Source organism: Hyphomicrobium sp. (genome assembly GCF_036780825.1).
In the GTDB taxonomy this organism is placed as follows: domain Bacteria; phylum Pseudomonadota; class Alphaproteobacteria; order Rhizobiales; family Hyphomicrobiaceae; genus Hyphomicrobium_C.
This window is the reverse complement of record NZ_DAIQCD010000001.1, coordinates 130,392-151,108: the sequence shown is the minus strand read 5'-3', so window position 1 is coordinate 151,108 and position 20,717 is coordinate 130,392. Positions and strand designations below refer to the sequence as shown.

At 65.0% G+C, this 20,717-nt stretch carries 14 protein-coding genes; 10 read left to right on the top strand and 4 right to left on the bottom strand.

Annotation, left to right across the window (positions count from 1 at the left end):
- Nucleotides 1-104 precede the first annotated feature (104 nt).
- From secE to V7P99_RS00625, 9 genes are all read left to right on the top strand, one after another.
- Nucleotides 105-305: a preprotein translocase subunit SecE gene (gene secE / locus V7P99_RS00665; RefSeq protein ID WP_333792886.1), complete on the top strand. Its 201-nt coding sequence runs from the start codon at nt 105-107 to the stop codon at nt 303-305.
- A gap of 61 nt (nt 306-366) precedes the next feature.
- On the top strand, nt 367-903 hold the full coding sequence (nusG, locus tag V7P99_RS00660) for a transcription termination/antitermination protein NusG (RefSeq protein ID WP_333792885.1): 537 nt from the start codon (nt 367-369) through the stop codon (nt 901-903).
- Nucleotides 904-1,074: 171 nt separating this feature from the next.
- The gene (gene rplK, locus V7P99_RS00655; RefSeq protein ID WP_333792884.1) at nt 1,075-1,521 is read left to right on the top strand and encodes a 50S ribosomal protein L11; all 447 of its coding nucleotides are present in this window, start codon (nt 1,075-1,077) and stop codon (nt 1,519-1,521) included.
- A 4-nt stretch (nt 1,522-1,525) separates the two neighbouring features.
- Nucleotides 1,526-2,308 (top strand): 50S ribosomal protein L1, encoded by a 783-nt coding sequence (gene rplA / locus V7P99_RS00650; RefSeq protein ID WP_333792883.1) that lies wholly within the window; start codon nt 1,526-1,528, stop codon nt 2,306-2,308.
- 420 nt (nt 2,309-2,728) lie between these two features.
- The gene (rplJ, locus tag V7P99_RS00645) at nt 2,729-3,247 is read left to right on the top strand and encodes a 50S ribosomal protein L10 (RefSeq protein WP_333792882.1); all 519 of its coding nucleotides are present in this window, start codon (nt 2,729-2,731) and stop codon (nt 3,245-3,247) included.
- Between the two features lie 101 nt (nt 3,248-3,348).
- Nucleotides 3,349-3,723: a 50S ribosomal protein L7/L12 gene (gene rplL, locus V7P99_RS00640; protein ID WP_333792881.1), complete on the top strand. Its 375-nt coding sequence runs from the start codon at nt 3,349-3,351 to the stop codon at nt 3,721-3,723.
- A 255-nt stretch (nt 3,724-3,978) separates the two neighbouring features.
- Nucleotides 3,979-8,136 (top strand): DNA-directed RNA polymerase subunit beta, encoded by a 4,158-nt coding sequence (gene rpoB, locus V7P99_RS00635; RefSeq protein ID WP_333792880.1) that lies wholly within the window; start codon nt 3,979-3,981, stop codon nt 8,134-8,136.
- Nucleotides 8,137-8,330: 194 nt separating this feature from the next.
- Nucleotides 8,331-12,557, top strand: coding sequence for a DNA-directed RNA polymerase subunit beta' (rpoC, locus tag V7P99_RS00630; RefSeq protein WP_333792879.1), 4,227 nt, complete (start codon nt 8,331-8,333; stop codon nt 12,555-12,557).
- A gap of 387 nt (nt 12,558-12,944) precedes the next feature.
- Complete coding sequence (locus tag V7P99_RS00625; RefSeq protein ID WP_333792878.1) at nt 12,945-14,339, top strand: class II 3-deoxy-7-phosphoheptulonate synthase; 1,395 nt, start codon at nt 12,945-12,947, stop codon at nt 14,337-14,339.
- A 151-nt stretch (nt 14,340-14,490) separates the two neighbouring features.
- On the opposite strand, the gene ppa is transcribed toward V7P99_RS00625, so the two are convergent.
- Both ppa and V7P99_RS00615 read right to left on the bottom strand, forming a co-directional pair.
- Nucleotides 14,491-15,024, bottom strand: a complete 534-nt coding sequence (gene ppa, locus V7P99_RS00620; RefSeq protein ID WP_333792877.1) for an inorganic diphosphatase — start codon at nt 15,022-15,024, stop codon at nt 14,491-14,493.
- Between the two features lie 266 nt (nt 15,025-15,290).
- Nucleotides 15,291-16,238, bottom strand: coding sequence for an AEC family transporter (locus V7P99_RS00615; RefSeq protein ID WP_333792876.1), 948 nt, complete (start codon nt 16,236-16,238; stop codon nt 15,291-15,293).
- Nucleotides 16,239-16,356: 118 nt separating this feature from the next.
- Between V7P99_RS00615 and V7P99_RS00610 the strand changes: the two genes are divergently transcribed.
- Complete coding sequence (locus V7P99_RS00610; RefSeq protein ID WP_333792993.1) at nt 16,357-18,045, top strand: NAD+ synthase; 1,689 nt, start codon at nt 16,357-16,359, stop codon at nt 18,043-18,045.
- Nucleotides 18,046-18,102: 57 nt separating this feature from the next.
- On the opposite strand, the gene meaB is transcribed toward V7P99_RS00610, so the two are convergent.
- Together meaB and V7P99_RS00600 are read right to left on the bottom strand one after the other, a co-directional pair.
- Nucleotides 18,103-19,050: a methylmalonyl Co-A mutase-associated GTPase MeaB gene (meaB, locus tag V7P99_RS00605; protein ID WP_333792875.1), complete on the bottom strand. Its 948-nt coding sequence runs from the start codon at nt 19,048-19,050 to the stop codon at nt 18,103-18,105.
- 166 nt (nt 19,051-19,216) lie between these two features.
- A complete protein-coding gene (locus V7P99_RS00600; RefSeq protein ID WP_333792874.1) occupies nt 19,217-20,017 on the bottom strand; it encodes a zinc metalloprotease HtpX in 801 nt (266 codons plus the stop codon).
- Between the last annotated feature and the right edge of the window lie 700 nt (nt 20,018-20,717).

Sequence of the window (20,717 nt, the reverse complement as noted above, 5' to 3'; positions counted from 1 at the left end):
GAGGTTTGTTGAGCGGGATCAGTGAAGAGGGCGCCTGATCCAGCTTTTTGGGATGCACCCCGCCGGGGCGCGTCTTTTTGTCGCATGGCGCTCCGGAAGCGGTTTTGATGTCGAAGTTCAATCCGTTTGGATTCGTTCAAGAGGTGCGGCAGGAGGTTTCGAAGGTCACCTGGCCGACGAGGAAGGAAGTGTGGATCACCACAATCATGGTCCTCGTCATGGTGGCGCTTGCCGCGGGCTTCTTCCTTTTTACCGACCTGCTGCTCGGCTGGGTGGTTAATTGGGTGCTTGGAATAGGCGCTTGAGCGCCGTGAGTCGGCTCGCGGGGACCTCCCGCGAAGACAGGACACGAGAGACGATCTGAGAATGGCCAAGCGCTGGTACATCGTTCACGCCTACACCAACTTCGAGCGCAAGGTGGCGGATTCCATAAAGGAGCGCGCCCGCTCGGCGGGGCTCGAGCATCTTTTCGAGGATGTGGTGGTCCCGACCGAGGAAGTGGTCGAAGTGAAGCGCGGCCGTAAGGTGCAGGCCGAGCGCAAGTTCCTGCCCGGCTACGTGCTCGTCAAAATGGAAATGACGGATCCCGGCTTCGTCCTCATCAGGAACACCCCGAAAGTGACCGGGTTCCTGGGGGCCGACAACAAGCCGATTCCAATTTCAGACGACGAAGCCGCCCGCATCCTCAACCAGGTGAAGGAAGGCGTCGAGCGTCCGAAGCCGTCGATCATCTACGAGGTGGGCGAGCAGGTGAAGGTCGTTGACGGTCCGTTCGCATCCTTCCAGGGCGAGGTGGAGGAGGTCGACGGCGAGCGTGCGCGCCTCAAGGTTGGCGTATCGATCTTCGGGCGCAAGACGCCGGTCGAGCTTGAATTCGGGCAGGTCGAGAAGGTGACGGCCTAGGTCCGGTCGCAAAAGACCGGAGAGCTTCCGGCGCGGATGACGCGCCGGTCGGAAGCGGGGGGAGCCTTAGTGCCCCTTCGCTTGAAACCGCGGGAGGAGCCGGCGCAGCCAAGCTCCGCAGACCGCTAACCCTGAGGAAGCGCAAGCTTCTTTGAGAAATTAGGGGATACGATGGCAAAGAAAATTGACGGCTACATAAACCTGCAGGTGCCGGCGGGGGCGGCGAACCCCTCTCCGCCCATCGGGCCCGCGCTTGGTCAGCGCGGCGTCAACATCATGGAATTCTGCAAGTCCTTCAACGCCAAGACGAAGGACATGGAGCAGGGTACACCGATTCCGGTGAAGATCACGGTCTATTCCGACCGCTCCTTCAGCTTCGAGATGCGGACCCCTCCGGCGACCTTCTTGATCAAGAAGGCGATCGGACTGAAGGAGACTGGCAAGCCCGGCTCAGGCTCGAAAGCTCCCGGGCGGGACTCTGTAGGCCAGATCACGATGGCGCAGCTTCGCGACATCGCGCAGCTGAAGCTCAAGGACATGAACACGGACAACCTCGAGCAGGCCGTCCGGACGATCGCAGGCTCTGCCCGCTCCATGGGCGTCAGGGTGGTGGAGTAGTCGCATGGCAAACGAAGCAGCAGCAAAGACGTCCGGCAAGACCTCATCCGTCGCGCCTGAGGTGATCGCCGCAGCCCGCGCCGCCGGCGGCAAGCGCAGCGCCGCGCTGCGTGAGGGCCTCGACCGCAACAAGGCCTATGCCATCGAGGAGGCCGTGCGCCTCGTGAAGGCGCGCGCCAAAGCCAAGTTCGACGAGACGGTCGAGATCGCCATGAACCTCGGCGTCGATCCGAAGCATGCCGATCAGATGGTGCGTGGCGTCTGCAACCTGCCGAACGGCTCCGGCCGTACGGCGCGCGTTGCCGTGTTCGCGCGCGGCCCCAAGGCGGAGGAGGCGAAAGCCGCTGGCGCCGACATCGTGGGCGCGGAGGAGCTGGTCGAGATCGTCTCGAAGGGCACGATCAACTTCGATCGTTGCATTGCGACCCCCGACATGATGGGCCTCGTCGGCCGTCTGGGTAAGGTGCTCGGCCCGCGCGGCCTGATGCCGAACCCCCGGGTCGGCACGGTGACCATGGATGTCACCTCCGCCGTAAAAGGCGCCAAGGGCGGCTCCGTCGAGTTCCGCGTCGAGAAGGCCGGTATCATCCACGCCGGTGTCGGCAAGGCGAGCTTCACGGATGAGGCCCTGGTCGAGAACATCAAGGCGTTCGTCGACGCCGTGAGCAAGGCGAAGCCCACGGGCTCCAAGGGGACCTACATCAAGAAGGTCTCGGTGAGCTCGACCATGGGTGTGGGCGTGAAGGTTGACACCGGTTCCGTGGTTACCGTCGCGCCGACGGCTTAATCCGGCGCGGCAAGGCGGCAGTAACTCGTGGATGCCAATCCCGAGGGTTGCCGGCCTGACTAAGAAATTCCGCTACGCACACGCCTACGTGCGTGCGTAGCGGATCTCCGGCCCGGGCTTTCGGGCGCGAGCCGGAGGACCTGTCCGAGATTGATGGGCGCCGAGCCGGCATCCGGCAAGGCTTAATCCTTTCGCGAGGGCCCGCAGGAGACGGGAGATCACCCGGTTCGACGCTCGCAAGAGTGCCGTCCGGTATGAGCCTTCTGGGTCAGCACCGTGCCGCATCGCGCGCGCGGTCAGGACAGGACGAGCGTCGCAGCGGGTCGGTCACCCCCTAGCCAGGGATAGGGCCGGAAGCTGCGGCAAGGTGCAACCCGCGGGGGGCCGCGCGAATGGCCCTTCGCAACCAGGAGTGTTGAGGTGGATAGAGCCGCAAAACAGGCGCTCGTGACGTCTCTCCACGACGTGTTGAAAGACACGGGCGTGGTCGTCGTCGCCCACAACACCGGCATGGTGGCGGCCCAATCGACGGAATTCCGCAAGCGCGTTAAAGAAGCTGGCGGCTCCGTCAAGGTGGCCAAGAACAAGCTGGTGAAGCTCGCGCTCAAGGATACCCAGGCCGAGGGCATCTCGGATCTTTTCACTGGGCCGACGATACTGGCCTACTCGAAGGATCCCATTGCTGCGGCCAAGGTTGCGGTCACGTACGCCAAGGAGAACGACAAGCTCGTGATCCTCGGCGGTGCGATGGGCGCATCCATCCTTGATGCGAACGGCGTCAAAGCTCTCGCCGAGCTGCCTTCGCTTGATGAACTCCGGGCCAAGCTGATCGGTCTCTTGAACGCGCCGGCGACGAAGGTCGTCCGCACGGTCAAGGAGCCCGGCGCCAAGCTCGCGCGCGTCATCCAGGCCAAGGCATCGCAGGGCGAGGCCGCGTAAGCCGTCAGCCACTGTGGGACGAAATGAAACCGGCGTCTCCAGGCTTCTGAAGCCAGGACAAAGCGCCACTCTCGAAGGTTAACCCGGAAGGACTATATACAATGTCGGATCTTGCGAAGATCGTTGAGGACCTGTCGAACCTGACCGTTCTTGAGGCTGCTGAGCTTGCCAAGCTTCTCGAGGAGAAGTGGGGCGTGTCGGCGGCTGCTGCCGTTGCCGTCGCTGCGGCTCCGGCCGGCGCTGCTGCGGCCCCTGCCGAGGAGCAGACCGAGTTCACCGTCATCCTGAAGTCGGGCGGCGACAAGAAGATCAACGTCATCAAGGAAGTGCGCGCCATCACCGGCCTCGGCCTCAAGGAAGCCAAGGACCTCGTCGAGGCGGGCGACAAGGCCGTGAAGGAAGGCGTTTCGAAGGACGAGGCCCAGAAGCTCAAGAAGCAGCTTGAGGATCAGGGCGCCGTCGTCGAGCTGAAGTAAGTGGATGGCAGGCAGCAGGCGTCGGAATTTTTCCGGCTGCCTGTTGCCTGCGTTCTGCCGCCCCGCCCGCGATGCGGGCGTCGAAACGGTTCTCCGGAGCGTCTCGCTGGCTGATTGGCCGGCAAAGAGGCGCTCCGGCGAGCCGTTTGAGAAGGTTCAAGGACGATGCGCTGGGGATGGCGACCCCGCGCTGGGAAGAGATGGCGAGTGGTTGCGCAGCCCCCGGCGCGGCCCAGGGCGAGATGAGGAGCGGACATGGCTGAGACGTTCAACGGCCGTAGGCGTATTCGTAAGCAATTCGGGTCCATCCGCGAAGTCGCGGAGATGCCGAACCTCATCGAGGTTCAGAAGAGCTCTTACGACGACTTCCTGATGGTCAGGGAGCCGGCCGGCGGTCGGTCCGATGATCACGGCCTGCAGGCGGTCTTCAAGTCCGTTTTCCCGATCTCGGATTTCTCGGGCCGCGCGACGCTCGAGTTCGTGCGCTATGATTTCGAGCCGCCGAAATACGACGTCGACGAGTGCATGCAGCGCGACATGACCTACTCGGCGCCGCTCAAGGTCAAGCTCCGCCTCATCGTGTTCGATGTCAACGAGGAGACGGGCTCGAAGTCGATCAAGGACGTGAAGGAGCAGGACGTCTACATGGGCGATATGCCGCTCATGACGTCAAACGGCACCTTCGTCATCAACGGCACCGAGCGCGTGATCGTCTCGCAGATGCACCGTTCGCCGGGCGTGTTCTTCGATCACGACCGTGGCCGCACCCATGCCTCCGGCAAGCTGCTCTTCGCTGCCCGCATCATTCCCTATCGCGGCTCCTGGCTCGACTTCGAGTTCGACGCCAAGGACAACGTCTATGTGCGCATCGACCGCCGCCGCAAGCTGCCGGTCACGACGTTGCTTTACGCGCTCGGCCTCGATGACGAGGAGATTCTCTCCACCTTCTACAAGCAGATCTCCGTCAAGGAATCGAAGCGCGGCTGGAAGATGCCGTTCATGCCGGAGAAGATGCGCGGCATGACCCCGCTCGCCGATCTCATGGACGCGAAGTCCGGCGATGTCGTGGCCAAGGCGGGTGAAAAAGTCACGGCGCGCAAGGCGCGAGAGCTCGCCGAGGGCGGCCTCAAGGAGATCCTCGTCTCCTCCGACGATCTCGCCGGCCGCTACATCGCCGAGGACATCGTCAATCTCGAGACGGGCCAGATCTACGCCGAGGCGGGCGCCGAGCTCGACGCCAAGCTGCTTGCCGAGCTCAAGGATCAGAAGGTCAAGGAATTTCACGTCCTCGACATCGATCACGTGAACATCGGTCCGTTCATCCGCAACACGCTCAACATCGACAAGAACTCGAACGGCGACGAAGCGCTGATGGACATCTACCGGGTCATGCGCCCGGGCGAGCCGCCGACCATCGAGGCGGCGACGAACCTGTTCCACAGCCTGTTCTTCGATCCCGAGCGCTATGATCTCTCGGCCGTCGGCCGCGTGAAGATGAACATGCGCCTCGAGGTCGATGCGCCGGACACGGTGCGCGTGCTCCGCCGCGAGGATATCCTGGCCGTCATCAAGACGCTGGTGGATCTCCGCGATGGCCGTGGCGAGATCGACGACATCGACCACCTCGGCAACCGCCGCGTGCGCTCGGTCGGCGAGCTCATGGAGAACCAGTACCGCGTCGGCCTCCTGCGCATGGAGCGCGCCATCAAGGAGCGCATGAGCTCGGTCGAGATCGACACTGTGATGCCGCAGGATCTGATCAACGCCAAGCCGGCGGCGGCGGCGGTGCGCGAGTTCTTCGGCTCGTCCCAGCTTTCGCAGTTCATGGACCAGACCAACCCGCTCTCCGAGATCACGCACAAGCGGCGTCTCTCGGCGCTCGGGCCGGGCGGCTTGACGCGCGAGCGCGCCGGCTTCGAGGTGCGCGACGTGCATCCGACGCACTACGGCCGCATCTGCCCCATTGAGACGCCTGAAGGTCCCAACATCGGCCTCATCAACTCGCTCGCCACCTTCGCGCGCGTGAACAAGTACGGCTTCATCGAGAGCCCGTACCGCAAGGTGAAGGACGGCAAGGTGACGGACGCCGTGGCCTATCTCTCCGCTATGGAGGAGATGCGCCACCACGTTGCCCAGGCCAACGCCGACATCGACGACAAGGGCAACCTGACCGAGGATCTCGTGACGGTGCGTTACCAGGGTGACGTCATCCTGGTGCCGAGGGAGCGCGTCGACTACATCGACGTGTCGCCGAAGCAACTCGTCTCGGTTGCGGCCGCGCTCATTCCGTTCCTCGAGAACGATGACGCCAACCGTGCGCTCATGGGCTCGAACATGCAGCGGCAGGCCGTGCCGCTGGTCAAGGCCGAGGCGCCGCTCGTCGGCACCGGCATGGAGGAGGTGGTGGCCCGTGACTCCGGCGCCGCCATCGCCGCCCGCCGTGCCGGCATCGTCGACCAGGTGGACGCCACTCGTATCGTTATTCGGGCGACCGACGAGACCGACCCCTCGAAGCCGGGCGTCGACATCTATCGGCTGCGTAAGTTCCAGCGCTCGAACCAGAACACCTGTATCAACCAGCGCCCGCTGATCAATGTGGGCGACCGCGTCGAGGCCGGCGAGATCATCGCCGACGGCCCGTCGACCGACCTCGGCGATCTGGCTCTCGGCAAGAACGTGCTCGTCGCGTTCATGCCGTGGATGGGCTACAACTTCGAGGACTCGATCCTGATGTCCGAGCGCGTCGTCTCCGACGACGTGTTCACCTCGATCCACATCGAGGAATTCGAGGTCATGGCTCGCGACACCAAGCTGGGCCCGGAGGAGATCACGCGCGACATTCCCAACGTCTCGGAAGAGGCGTTGAAGAATCTCGATGAGGCAGGCATCGTCTATATCGGTGCCGAGGTGCATCCGGGCGACATCCTGGTCGGCAAGATCACGCCGAAGGGCGAGAGCCCGATGACGCCGGAGGAGAAGCTGCTTCGCGCCATCTTCGGCGAGAAGGCCTCCGATGTGCGCGACACCTCGCTGCGTCTGCCGCCGGGCGTCACCGGCACGGTGGTCGAGGTTCGCGTCTTCAACCGTCACGGCGTCGACAAGGACGAGCGCGCCATGGCGATCGAGCGCGAGGAGATCGAGCGTCTCGCCAAGGACCGCGACGACGAGCTGCAGATCCTCGACCGCAACGTCTATGCGCGCTTGAAGGACTCGCTTCTCGGCAAGGAGGTCTCGAAGGGCCCGCGCGGTGCACGCAAGGGCACCGAGCTCAACGACGAGATCCTGACCGACATCCCGCGCAGCCAGTGGTGGGAAATCGGCCTCAAGGACGAGAAGGCGCAGGCCGAAGTCGAAGCCATCCACAAGCAGTACGAGGAGGCCAAGAAGAGCCTCGAGCGCCGCTTCGTGGACAAGGTCGACAAGCTGCAGCGCGGCGATGAGATGCCGCCGGGCGTCATGAAGATGGTCAAGGTCTTCGTGGCGGTGAAGCGCAAGATCCAGCCGGGCGATAAGATGGCCGGCCGTCACGGCAACAAGGGCGTCGTCTCGCTCATCGTGCCGTGCGAGGACATGCCGTTCCTCGAGGACGGCACGCACGTCGATGTGGTTCTCAACCCCCTCGGCGTGCCGAGCCGCATGAACGTCGGCCAGATTCTGGAGACGCATCTCGGCTGGGCCTGCCGTGGCCTCGGGCGCATCATCGACGAGGCGCTGCAGGAGTTCCACGCATCCGGCCGGGCCGACCAGCTTCGCCAGGAGATGGAGAAGATCTACGGGAAGGACGTCATCAAGCCGACGGTCAAGAACGAGGATCTCGCCTCCGCCGCCGAGAAGCTCACCAAGGGTGTGCCGATTGCGACGCCGGTCTTCGACGGCGCCAAGGAAGCCGACATCGTCGGGATGCTGGATGCAGCGGGCTTCGACAGCTCGGGCCAGGTGACGCTCTATGACGGCCGCACGGGCGAGGCGTTCGATCGCAAGGTGACGGTGGGCTACAAGTACGTGCTCAAGCTGCACCACCTTGTGGACGACAAGATCCACGCCCGCTCGATCGGCCCGTACTCGCTGGTCACCCAGCAGCCGCTGGGCGGCAAGGCGCAGTTCGGCGGTCAGCGCTTCGGTGAAATGGAGGTGTGGGCGCTCGAAGCCTACGGCGCCGCTTACACGCTCCAGGAGATGCTGACGGTGAAGTCGGACGACGTTGCCGGCCGCACGAAGGTGTATGAGGCGATCGTGCGTGGTGACGACGCGTTCGAGGCCGGCGTGCCGGAGAGCTTCAACGTGCTGGTCAAGGAGATGCGTGCGCTTGGCTTGAACGTCGAGCTGATCAACTCCGAGGCGCCGACGCTCGAGGAGGAGGCTGCGGAGCCGGCTGGGGATCAGCCGCGTCTGCCGCCTGCCGCCGCCGAATAGCGAGAGGCCGCGACCTCTCTTTCCCTCCCCTTGCGGGGAGGGCCGGGGAGGGGGGAATCCGGAACCGCAGTTTGTCGGGCTTCCCCCACCCTTAACCCTTCCCCGTAAGCGGAGCCTGGCTCCGCCGAGACGGGGAGGGGACATGCGACGAAATTCTTGGGACGCCGCCCTGAGCGTCCCCCGGGAGAGAGCCGATGAACGAGATCACCAACCTCTTCAAGACCCAGCAGGCGGTTCCGACGTTCGACGAGATCAAGATCTCGATTGCGTCGCCCGAGGACATTCACTCCTGGTCCTTCGGCGAGATCAAGAAGCCGGAGACGATCAACTACCGCACCTTCAAGCCGGAGCGGGATGGTCTCTTCTGCGCCCGTATCTTCGGACCGATCAAGGATTACGAGTGCTTGTGCGGCAAGTACAAGCGCATGAAGTACAAGGGGCTCATTTGTGAGAAGTGCGGCGTCGAGGTGACGCTCGCCAAGGTGCGCCGCGAGCGCATGGGTCACATCGAGCTCGCCGCCCCCGTCGCCCACATCTGGTTCCTGAAGTCGCTGCCTTCGCGCATCGGCCTTCTGCTCGATATGACGCTGAAGGATCTCGAGCGCGTACTCTATTTCGAGAACTACATCGTCACCGAGCCGGGCATCTCCCCGTTCAAGGAGAAGCAGCTCCTCACCGAGGAGCAGTACAACCAGGCCATCGAGGAGCACGGCGCGGACAGCTTTACGGCCGGCATCGGCGCAGAGGCCATCCGCGACCTGCTGATCGGCATGGATCTGGGTAAGATCAGCGATGATCTGCGCCAGGAGATCGCCGAGGCGACGACCGAGCTGAAGCCCAAGAAGCTCGGCAAGCGGCTGAAGGTCATCGAGAGCTTCATCGAGAGCGGCAACCGTCCCGAGTGGATGATCATGACCGTCGTGCCGGTCATCCCGCCCGAGTTGCGCCCGCTGGTGCCGCTCGATGGCGGCCGCTTTGCGACTTCCGACCTGAACGACCTCTATCGCCGTGTCATCAACCGTAACAACCGCCTGAAGCGGCTGATGGAGCTGCGTGCGCCGGACATCATCATCCGCAACGAGAAGCGCATGCTTCAGGAATCGGTGGATGCGCTGTTCGACAACGGCCGCCGCGGCCGCGTCATCACAGGCGCCAACAAGCGCCCGCTGAAGTCGCTCGCCGACATGCTGAAGGGCAAGCAGGGCCGTTTCCGCCAGAACCTGCTCGGCAAGCGCGTCGACTACTCGGGCCGCTCGGTCATCGTGGTCGGTCCGGAGCTCAAGCTGCATCAGTGCGGCCTGCCGAAGAAGATGGCGCTCGAGCTGTTCAAGCCGTTCATCTACGCGCGCCTGCAGACGCTCGGCCAGGCGGCAACCGTGAAGCAGGCGAAGAAGCTCGTCGAGAAGGAGCGTCCCGAGGTTTGGGACGTGCTCGACGAGGTCATTCGCGAGCATCCGGTGATGCTGAACCGCGCGCCGACCCTGCACCGCCTCGGCATTCAGGCGTTCGAGCCGACGCTGATCGAGGGCAAGGCCATTCAGCTTCACCCGCTGGTCTGCGCCGCCTTCAACGCCGACTTCGACGGCGACCAGATGGCCGTGCACGTGCCGCTGTCGCTCGAGGCGCAGCTTGAAGCCCGCGTGCTGATGATGAGCACGAACAACATTCTGCATCCCGCTAACGGCCAGCCGATCATCGTGCCGTCGCAGGATATCGTGCTCGGCCTCTACTACCTGTCGATCGTGCGCGACAACGAGCCCGGCGAAGGATCCGTGTTCTCGTCCGTGGGCGAGATCCGCCACGGGCTCGAGGCGGGCGCCGTCACGCTCCACTCCAAGATCAAGGCGCGGTTCCGGTCGGTTGACCAGAACGGCGAGGAGGTCGTGGAGCTGGTCGAAACGACGCCCGGCCGCATGATCCTGGGCGAGGTGCTGCCGAAGATGCCGGGTGTGAAGTACGCGCTCGTCAACCAGCTTCTGACGAAGAAGGCCATCTCGGCCATGATCGACGCCGTCTACCGCAACTGCGGCCAGAAGGAGACGGTGATCTTCTGCGACCGCATCATGTCGCTCGGCTTCCACCATGCGTTTAAGGCCGGCATCTCGTTCGGCAAGGACGACATGGTGATCCCCGACACGAAGTCGAAGATCGTGCACGAAACGACCGAGATGGTGCGCGAGTTCGAGCAGCAGTACAACGACGGCCTCATCACGCAGCTCGAGAAGTACAACAAGGTCGTGGACGCCTGGTCGAAGTGCACCGACCAGATCGCCAAGGAGATGATGGATCGCATTTCGACCAACCCGAAGGATGCTGCGGGGCGGGAGATGCAGATCAACTCCATCTACATGATGAGCCATTCGGGTGCGCGCGGCTCGCCGGCGCAGATGAAGCAGCTCGCCGGCATGCGCGGCCTCATGACCAAGCCCTCGGGCGAGATCATCGAGACGCCGATCATCTCGAACTTCAAGGAAGGCCTGTCGGTTCTCGAGTACTTCAACTCGACGCACGGCGCCCGTAAGGGCCTTGCCGATACGGCGCTCAAGACCGCCAACTCCGGCTACCTGACGCGCCGTCTCGTGGACGTCGCTCAGGACAGCATCATCACCGAGGAGGACTGCGGCACCGATCGCGGCATCAAGGTGCAGGCGGTGGTCGACGCCGGCCAGGTGATCGTGTCGCTCGGCGCCCGTGTGCTTGGCCGGACCGCGGCAGAGGACGTCACGGCACCGGGTCCGGACGGCGAGGAGATCGTCCTGGTCAAGGCGGGCGAGCTGATCGAGGAGCGTCATTCCGATGCCATCGAGCAGGCGCAGGTGCAGGAGGTGCGGATCCGCTCGGTGCTGACGTGCGAGACCGTGACCGGCGTCTGCGCCAGTTGCTACGGCCGCGACCTCGCGCGCGGCACGCCCGTCAACATCGGCGAAGCCGTCGGTGTCATCGCCGCTCAGTCGATCGGCGAGCCGGGCACGCAGCTCACCATGCGCACGTTCCACATCGGCGGCACGGCGAACGTCGTTGATCAGTCGTTCATCGAAAGCAACTTCAACGGCAGCGTAAGGATCAAGAACCGCTCGGTCGTCAAGGATGGCCAGGGCCGCCTCGTCGCCATGGGCCGTACCATGTCGATCGGAATCGTCGATCAGTCGGGCAAGGAGCTTGCGACGCACAAGATCCAGTACGGCGCCCGTCTGCACGTCGACGAGGGCGACGAGGTGAAGCGCGGCACGCGCCTTGCCCAATGGGATCCCTACACCCGCCCGATCATCACCGAGGGCTCGGGCAAGATCGAGTTCGAGGACCTGATCGAGGGCGTCTCCGTGCGCGAGCAGACGGACGAGGTGAAGGGCACCACCAACCGCGTCATCGTCGATTGGCGTGCGACGCCGCGCGGCGCCGAGTTGAAGCCGGCGATCGTCATCAAGGACGCCAAGGGCCAGCACGTGAAGGTGGCCCGTGGCGGCGATGCCCGCTACCTGCTGTCGGTGGACGCCATTCTCTCGGTCGAGCCCGGCCAGGAGGTCCAGGCCGGCGACGTCATCGCCCGCGTTCCGCTGGCGACGGCCAAGCAGAGCGACATCACGGGCGGTCTGCCGCGCGTGGCGGAACTCTTCGAGGCGCGCCGTCCGAAGGATCACGCCATCATCGCCGAGGTTTCCGGCACGGTGGAGTTCGGCAAGGACTACAAGAACAAGCAGCGCGTCAGCATCCGGCCGGATGACGAGAATGCGGAGCCCGTCGAGTATCTGATCCCGCGCGGCAAGAGCCTGGCTGTCCAGCCTGGCGACCGGGTCGATCGCGGCGATTACATCTACGACGGCAATCCGGCGCCGCACGACATTCTGGCCATCAAGGGCGTCGAGGAGCTCGCCAACTACCTGATCAACGAGATCCAGGACGTCTATCGTCTCCAGGGCGTGACCATCAACGACAAGCACATTGAGGTCATCGTCCGCCAGATGCTCCAGAAGGTCGAGATCACCGACACCGGCGAGACCGACTTCATTAAGGGCGAGCAGATCGACCGCATCGAGTTCGATGAGGTCAACGCCAAGGTCGAGAAGGCGGGCAAGCGCCCGGCCTCCGCGACACCGGTTCTGCTCGGCATCACCAAGGCGTCGCTGCAGACCCGCTCGTTCATCTCCGCGGCCTCCTTCCAGGAGACCACGCGCGTGCTCACCGATGCCGCGGTTGTCGGCAAGAGCGACACGCTCGAGGGTCTCAAGGAGAACGTGATTGTCGGCCGTCTGATCCCGGCCGGCACGGGCGGCATGCTCCGCGGCCTGCGCCGCATTGCGGCCAAGCGGGACGAGCTGATCAGCAAGGAGCGGGCGCGCAGCGAGGCCGAGCGGGCGCTGGCGGCTCCCGGCGGCGTCGAGGCGGGCGGGGTGGCCCGCCGCCGCCGGCGCGTTGCGGAGTAGCGGCGAACCTCGATTGATCTTGGAAGACAGACGGAAAGCGGCCGGTGACCGGCCGCTTTCCTCATTTTTTGGAACGGTCTCCCTGCGGGTCGCCGCGCCGCATTGGTGGCCTTCGTCTTGGGGGCCGGCGCGATCGCTTTCGTCGCGCGGAGCCAATGTGCGGCTTTGCCGCAAGCCCTTGCTCGCGCCGTCTGATTGGCGCCCGGGCATGACGGCACTATCTGCTCCTCGTCGAACCGCACCTCAGTTGGCGGCGTGTCTGCGGTGTCGCTCGCAATTTGAGCGATCAGGGCCTATAAGGCGCAATAAAATTTGCATATCCTGCAGAGAGTGAAGGGCAGCCGGCCCGAAGCAACTGCCGGCGCCTAACGTGGAGAATTTGACGACATGCCTGCAACCTGGTCACCCGAAAGCTGGCGCTCGCTTCCGATCGTCCAGGTCCCCGATTACCCGGATCAGGCGGCGCTGAACGGCGTCGAGGCACGCTTGGCCGCGTTTCCGCCTCTCGTTTTTGCAGGCGAAGCGCGTGAGCTGAAGAAGGCGCTCGGCGAGGTGGCCCGCGGCGAGGGCTTCATGCTGCAAGGCGGCGACTGCGCCGAGAGCTTCCTCGAGCACCGCGCCGACAATATTCGCGATTTCTTCCGCGTCTTCCTGCAGATGGCGGTCGTGCTGACCTATGCCGGCGGCAGCCCCGTCGTGAAGGTGGGCCGCATCGCGGGCCAGTTCGCCAAGCCGCGCTCCTCGCCGACCGAGAAGAAGAACGGGGAAGAGCTGCCCTCGTACCGCGGCGACATTATCAACGGACCCGAGTTCACGCCGGAAGCGCGCATCCCCGATCCGCAGCGCCAGCTTGAGGCCTACCGCCAGTCGGCGGCGACGCTGAACCTCATCCGGGCCTTCGCCACGGGCGGCTACGCTGACCTCGAGCGGGTGCACCAGTGGAACATGGGCTTCGTCAAGGACAGCCCCCAGGGTCACCGCTACCAGGAGCTCGCCGACCGCATTGCCGAGACGCTGGGCTTCATGCGCGCCTGCGGCATCACGAGCGCGAACACGCCGCAACTCCGCACGACGAGCTTCTACACCAGCCACGAGGCGCTGCTGCTCAACTATGAGCAGGCCCTGACGCGTCTCGATTCGACGAGCGGCGACTGGTACGCCACGTCCGGCCACATGCTGTGGATCGGCGATCGCACGCGCCAGCCCGATCATGCGCACGTCGAGTTCTGCCGCGGGGTGAAGAATCCGATCGGCATCAAGTGCGGCCCGTCCCTCGAGCCGGACGGTTTGCTGCGTCTGATCGATATTCTCAATCCGAAGGACGAGGCGGGCCGGATCACGCTGATCTGCCGGTTCGGACACGAGAAGGTGGGCCAGCACCTGCCGAAGCTCATCCGCGCTGTGAAGAAGGCCGGCCACACGGTGGTGTGGGCATGCGATCCGATGCACGGTAACACCATCAGCGCGGTCAACGGCTACAAGACGCGCCCCTTCGACCGTATCCTGAAGGAGGTGGAGGCGTTCTTCGACGTGCACCGCGCGGAAGGCACGCACGCGGGCGGCATCCACGTCGAGATGACGGGGCAGAACGTGACGGAGTGCACCGGAGGCGCCACGGCGATCTCGGAAACCGATCTTCTGGATCGCTACCATACGCAGTGCGATCCCCGCCTCAACGCCGACCAGTCGCTGGAGCTAGCCTTCTTGGTGGCCGAGCGAATGAAGCTCGAGCGTGAGGGGCGCGGCACACACCTCCAGCCGGCGGCCGCCCTGGCCGGCTAGAATGCTTCCGGAGAAGTGGGAGCGGGTTTTCCAACGAGAAGCGCGAAGAAACCAAAACTTTGAGCCGTTCCCAGAGTCCCCTCACGGAACGGCTCTAAGCAAGAGCAGCTTCGCCGGCCTCACGGACGGGCCGGCGGGCTGTGTGCCGGAGCTAGCCTTTGCTCCGGGCGCGCCGGATCGCCTCTTCGATCCGTTGCTCCGCCTCGGCGCGGTCGCCCCAGTGGCCGATCTTGGCCCACTTGCCGGGCTCGAGATCCTTGTAGTGCGTGAAGAAATGCTCAATCTGCTGCAGTGAGATCGCCGGCAGGTCGGAATACGAGAGCACCTTCTCGTAGCGCCGCGAGACCTTGCCCGACGGCACCGCGAGAATCTTCTCGTCGCCGCCGCTCTCATCCTCCATGACCAGCACGCCCACCGGGCGGCAGTTGATGACGGCTCCGGGCATGATCGTGCGCGTATTGCAGACGAGCACGTCGATCGGGTCGCCGTCGTCCGAGAGGGTATGGGGCACGAACCCGTAGTTACCCGGATAGCGCATCGGCGTGTAGAGGAAGCGGTCGACGATCAGCGTGCCGGACGCTTTGTCCATTTCGTATTTGATTGGCTCGCCCCCGACCGGGACTTCGATGATGACGTTGATGTCCTGGGGCGGGTTGTTGCCAATGGTGATGGCGTCGATGCGCATGGGGAAGTCTCACTTGAATTTAGAGGTGCCGTCCTACGCGAGGGGAAACGGCATCGAGGGGATGTAGAACCTGATCGTTTGAGATGCGAGCTGCCTTGCAGACGGCGCGCGAGCCTGGGGACGCTCGCATTGAAGACGTGAATCAGACGCTCAAACAAAGACTTGAAGCGCGCTCACGCAGCGCGATCCGGCTCCCATAGCTGCGAACGTGCTCTAGGTAGCCGTTCTTTAAGCGATGCTCCACCGTTAAGCGATGCGTCCAACTGTTAAGGTTGCGCCCCCACGCCGAGCGCCAGCAGAAGAAGCGGCAAGGTCACCAGCGTGCCGAGCGTCGAGACGAGGATGACGGCCGACGTCACGACCGCCGGCAGCTTGTAGAATTCGGCCAGCATGAACGGGCCGGTTCCGGTCGGCATAGCCGCCAGCAGGATGGCCATGGCCGCGAGGCGCGGCGGCACAGAGAATAGCACGGTGAGTCCCCACGTGAGGGCCGGCTGCACGATGAGCTTCACGCCTGCCAGTGCGGCCGAGGCGTGCACGTCCTGGGAGGCCACGCGGCGCGGCTCGGCAAGGAAGAGGCCGATGACCACGAGCGCGAGCGGGCTCGCGGCGCCGCCCAGGAGCTTGAGATAGGTTTCCGCGGGTCCCGGAACGGCAAGGCCGGTTGCCCCGTAGAGCATGCCGAGCAGCGGCGCGACCAGAAGCGGGTTTCGGGCGAGCGAAGCGACGACCTTTGAGGCGAGCGCTGCAGGCCGGTGGGCGCCATGGCTCGCGATCTCGATCAGCACGATGGCGGAGGCGAAGAGCACGCAGACCGTGATGATGGATGCGATGGTCACTGGCACCAGGCTGTCGTTGCCAAACAGCATCAGCAACACGGGAAAGCCCATGTAGGCCGTGTTGGCGTAGGAGCCTAGCAGGCCATCGATGCTCGCGGACGCGACGCTCCGCCCGGCCAGCAGGCGGACGCCGACCACGCCGTAGAACACCACCCCGCAGGCGAGCCCGAACGCGGCGATGAAGCCGGGCTGCATGAGCTCGCTCGGTTTTGCATGCGCCATGACGTCGAAGAGGAGGGCAGGCAGCGCCAGATAGACGACGAACCGGTTGAGCTCCGACATGGCCGTAACACCGATGACGCCGGCGCGTCGGGCGACGTAGCCGCTTGCAACGAGCGCAAACACCGGTGCGATGATCGAGAGGATGGCAAGCATGGGATGTCGGATGAGGGGAGGGCGGAGAGATGGATCCTAACCCGTCTCCCCTGCGCGTGATACTGCGCGCGGCCGCTTGCCGCTGGACCGCGACGGCACGGGGCCGTACATGTCGCTCATGAGCAGCACCGCCCCCGAGGCTCCCGTCGAGCCGACCTCACTGAAGATTGCCCTGGCCCAGCTGAACCCTGTCGTCGGCGACCTTGCCGGCAACGGGCAGAAGCTGCTCGACGCCCGCGCGGAAGCGGCAGCGCGTGGCGCCGACCTGATCGTATTTCCGGAGTTGTTCCTCACCGGCTACCCGCCGGAGGACCTGGTGCTGAAGCCCGCCTTCCAGATGGCGGCGCGCGAGCATGTGGAAGCGTTGGCGGCGCGCTTAGGCCCCGGGCCGGCGGTGCTCGTCGGCACCGTCTGGCCGGAGCGCGGCAGCGTGTACAACGCCATGGTGCTTCTCGATGGCGGCAGCGTCGCCGCCGTTCGCTTTAAGGTCGATCTGCCGAACTACGGCGAGTTCGACGAGAAGCGCGTTTTCTCGCCGGGCGATCTCGCGAGCCCGGTATCGGTCCGCGGCGTGCGCATTGGCGTGCCGATCTGCGAGGACATCTGGAAGGACGAGGTGGCCGAGTGCCTGGCCGAGTGCGGGGCCGAGATTCTGGTCGTGCCCAACGGCTCGCCCTTCGATTGGAAGAAGCCGGACCTGCGCATGAACGTCGCGGTGGCGCGCGTCACAGAGACGGGGCTGCCGCTCGCCTACGTCAACCAGATAGGGGGGCAGGACGAGTTGGTCTTCGACGGCGCGTCCTTCGTGCTCAATGCTGACCACAGCCTCGCGGTCCAGCTCCCCGCCTGGGAGGAGCATGTCGCCATCACCGAATGGCAGAAGACGGACGCGGGCTGGGTATGCGCCCGGGACGAAGGCGCTTTGCATCGTCTTCCCGAAGGCGACGCGGCCGCCTATCAGGCCTGCGTGCTCGGACTGCGCGACTATGTCGAGAAGAATAAATTCCCCGGCGTCGTGCTGGGCCTTTCGGGCGGCGTGGATAGCGCCCTGGTCGCTGCGATGGCCGTCGACGCGCTGGGCCCCGCGCGCGTGCACGCAATCATGATGCCGTATCGCTTCACGTCGAGCCAGAGCATCGCCGACGCGATCGCTTGCGCTGATGCGCTCGGCATTCATCTTGATACGGTGCCGATCGAGCCGGTGGTGGACGCCTTCTCGAACGCACTGTCGGGCCTGTTCGCGAACCGGCCGCACGACATCACGGAGGAGAACATTCAAAGCCGCGCCCGTGGCGTCATCGTCATGGCCATATCCAACAAGTTCGGCGCCATGGTGCTGACCACCGGCAACAAGAGCGAGATGAGCGTCGGCTACGCCACGCTCTACGGCGACATGAACGGCGGCTTCAATCCGGTGAAGGATCTCTACAAGCTCGAGATCTATCGGCTCTCGCGCTGGCGCAACACCGCCGTTCCAGAGGGCGCGTTGGGGCCATCGGGCGAGGTCGTCCCCGAGCATGTCATCACCCGCCCGCCGTCCGCCGAGTTGCGCGAGAATCAGACGGATCAGGACAGCCTGCCTCCCTACGAGGTGCTCGACGACATCCTCGTCTGCCTCGTCGAGCAGGAAATGCGAGTGGCCGACGTGATCGCCCGCGGCCATGATCCCGAGACCGTGCGTAAGGTCGAGCGGCTGCTGTACGCGGCCGAGTACAAGCGGCGGCAAGCGGCTCCTGGCGTCAAGATCTCGAGCCGCAGCTTCGGCCGTGACCGCCGCTATCCGATCACGAACCGCTTTCGCGAATAGAGCGCGATCACGCACCGGAGCTTTGTCCGAGAGCCGCTTGCCGCGGCTATGGCGAGTTCAGCTCGACAGGAGCTTGTGGGCGGCCGCGTCGGGGCTCGTGCGCCCGGACAGCACCTCGTCGGCGAGGCCGTCGATTTCGCGGCCGCTGTCGTCCTTGATGCGCCGGGCCACCACGTCCGCCGCGGCGCGCGCGATGAGATAGCGAGCCCGCCGCCGGCGTCGCGCCATGGGCCCTGCCGGAGCGCCCCGCGCTCCGACCTCGCGGATGGTCTCGACGAGCTCCGCCACACCCTCGCCGGTTGTCGCTGTCGTCTTGAGCACCGGCACGGGCGTGCGCAGCGATCGGATCGAGAGCGCGCCCATGAGCTGTTGCAGCGTAAGCTCGGCGCCCTCCCGATCGCCTTTGTTGACGAGCAGGATGTCGGCAATCTCGAGGAGGCCCGACTTCATCGCCTGGATGTCGTCGCCGAGGCCGGGCGCCGAGATCACCACGCGCACGTCCGCGACCTCCGCCACGTCGATTTCGCTCTGTCCGGTGCCGACGGTCTCGAGAAGAATCAGGTCGAAGCCCGCGGCATCGAGCGCATCGATGACACGCACCGCGGCGGGCGAGAGGCCGCCGAGATAGCCGCGGCTTGCCAACGAGCGCACGAACACACCGTCGTCGTCGAGCGCCGCCGTCATGCGGATGCGGTCGCCGAGAATGGCGCCGCCCGATACCGGGCTCGACGGATCGACGGCAATCACGCCGACCGTGCCGCCCTGCTTGCGGACGTGCGCGATGACGGCGTTGACGAGCGTCGATTTGCCTGCGCCTGGCGGCCCCGTGAAGCCGACCACGAGCGCGTTGCCGAGATAGGGCTGCAGCGCCTCGAGCAGCGGCGGCGCGCTGGCTGAAAGCTTTTCGAGCTCGGTCACGGTGGCTGCGATCGCGCGCCGCTCGCCAGCGCGCAGGCGCCGCACGAGATCGGGGATGTCCTCGATCTTCAGTGTCGAGCGGGGCATCGGCGGCGCCGGTGTCGGAGCGTGGTCCATGTTCGGCTGATACGCGTGAGCAGCCGCGGAGGCAAGTCCTCCTGCCGTGATGCCCCGCGTTTGCGTGCGTGGGCGTCCCTGATCCGCAAGCGAGCCTTGCGGCGAAGCCTCTTCGCGGCAGGCACGGGCCTCCTGCTCAGAACCAGAGGCCCGGCCAGCGATAGCGGGGGCGCATGGTGCCGGGTCCATAGCCCACGAGCGAGAGCATCGGTTCCTCTACGATGACGAGCGGGGCGTGAACGGGAGGTCCGCTTGGCCGGGCGTGCGGCGATGCCTCGGGTGCGGTGGTGAGCTGGCGGATACGGAGCTCGGCCTCTGGGTGTGAGCGCAGGAGAGATGGGTAGGGAACCCGCCGTGCCGGCACGGGCAGCATGAGATCTTCCCATAGATGACCCGTGTAGGTGTCCACGCGCCGAAGCGCCGAGGCCAGCGCCTGCGCGTCGCCCGTCAGCGCCACCGCGGTTCGGTCGGCCTCGAACTCTCGTGTTCGAGGAAGGGCGAGTAGCAGCAGGCTGAAGAGCGCGGGCGCGAGATAGAGGACCAGCACTGCCCACCAGGATGCCGCATCCTCGCCCGTCGTGATCTGCATCACGTTGAAGAGGGCGAGGGCGAGCGCTCCATAGCCGAGAACTTGCACCATCCGGCTGAGGACGTCCGCGAGGCCCAGGAGCGGCAAATCGTCGTGACGGATATGTGCCACTTCGTGCGCCAGGATGCCGGCCGTCTCGGCGAGGGAGAGACGGCGCAGCAGCCCTTCCGTGACGGCCACGGCCGGGCGCTTTCGCGATCCCGTAGCGAAGGCGCTGAGAGTCGCGCTCGGAACGACGTGGAGGCACGGCCGCCGAGCCAGATTCGCCCGCTTCGACAAAACGTCGAATAGGTCCGAAAGCTGAGTCCCGTCTGGCGGAATGCGCTTGGCTCGGTAGAGGGAGGTCATGGCCTCCGGCGGCAGGTGGAGAGCCGCCAGCGGGGCAGCGGCCGTAAGGAAAGCAGCCGCAGCAACTCCCCAAGCTCCGAAAAGCAAGCCGCCCGGAACGGCGGCCAGAAGGAAAAATCCGAGAAGTAGGAAGGCCCCCTGCTCCAGGCTGGCACGCGGGACGCCACCAAGGAGGCCTCGAGGCGCGGCCGAGTCGAGGTTAGAAGGCAAGGCGCCCTCCAGCGGAGAAAACACCAAAACATCAGGCCGGTCGCACCCTCGCCGACCGAGCCACCCCGCGATTTTACGATCTCGGCTTAAAAAGCGACATTCCTATGATAAACGGCGGTATTCGGGCGAAAAGCACCCGTATTTTCCCCGGGGACCCCGCCGATTATCGCCTACTATGTCCCACCGCGGCCATGACACGCGAAAAGTATGCCCGCAAGGTGTTGACCGGGAATCCACAAATGGTTATACGAACGCCACTCTCACGGTAGGTGGTAGGCCATCTTTGCGCTCCTGCGCTCCAGCCTAAACGCTGCCGTCCCTAAAGCAGAGGACATTTTCGGACCAAGATCGCCGGCGAGCCGAAGGGCAAGTCGATGATCCTCTGGTTTTTTCCGTGCCAGGCTTCCGGGTCTCCGGGGCTCGGCAGGTTTCGCGTGGTGCATGCGCTCATCCCTCGGACGCGCGGCGCCAGAACGATCCAGAGCACGGT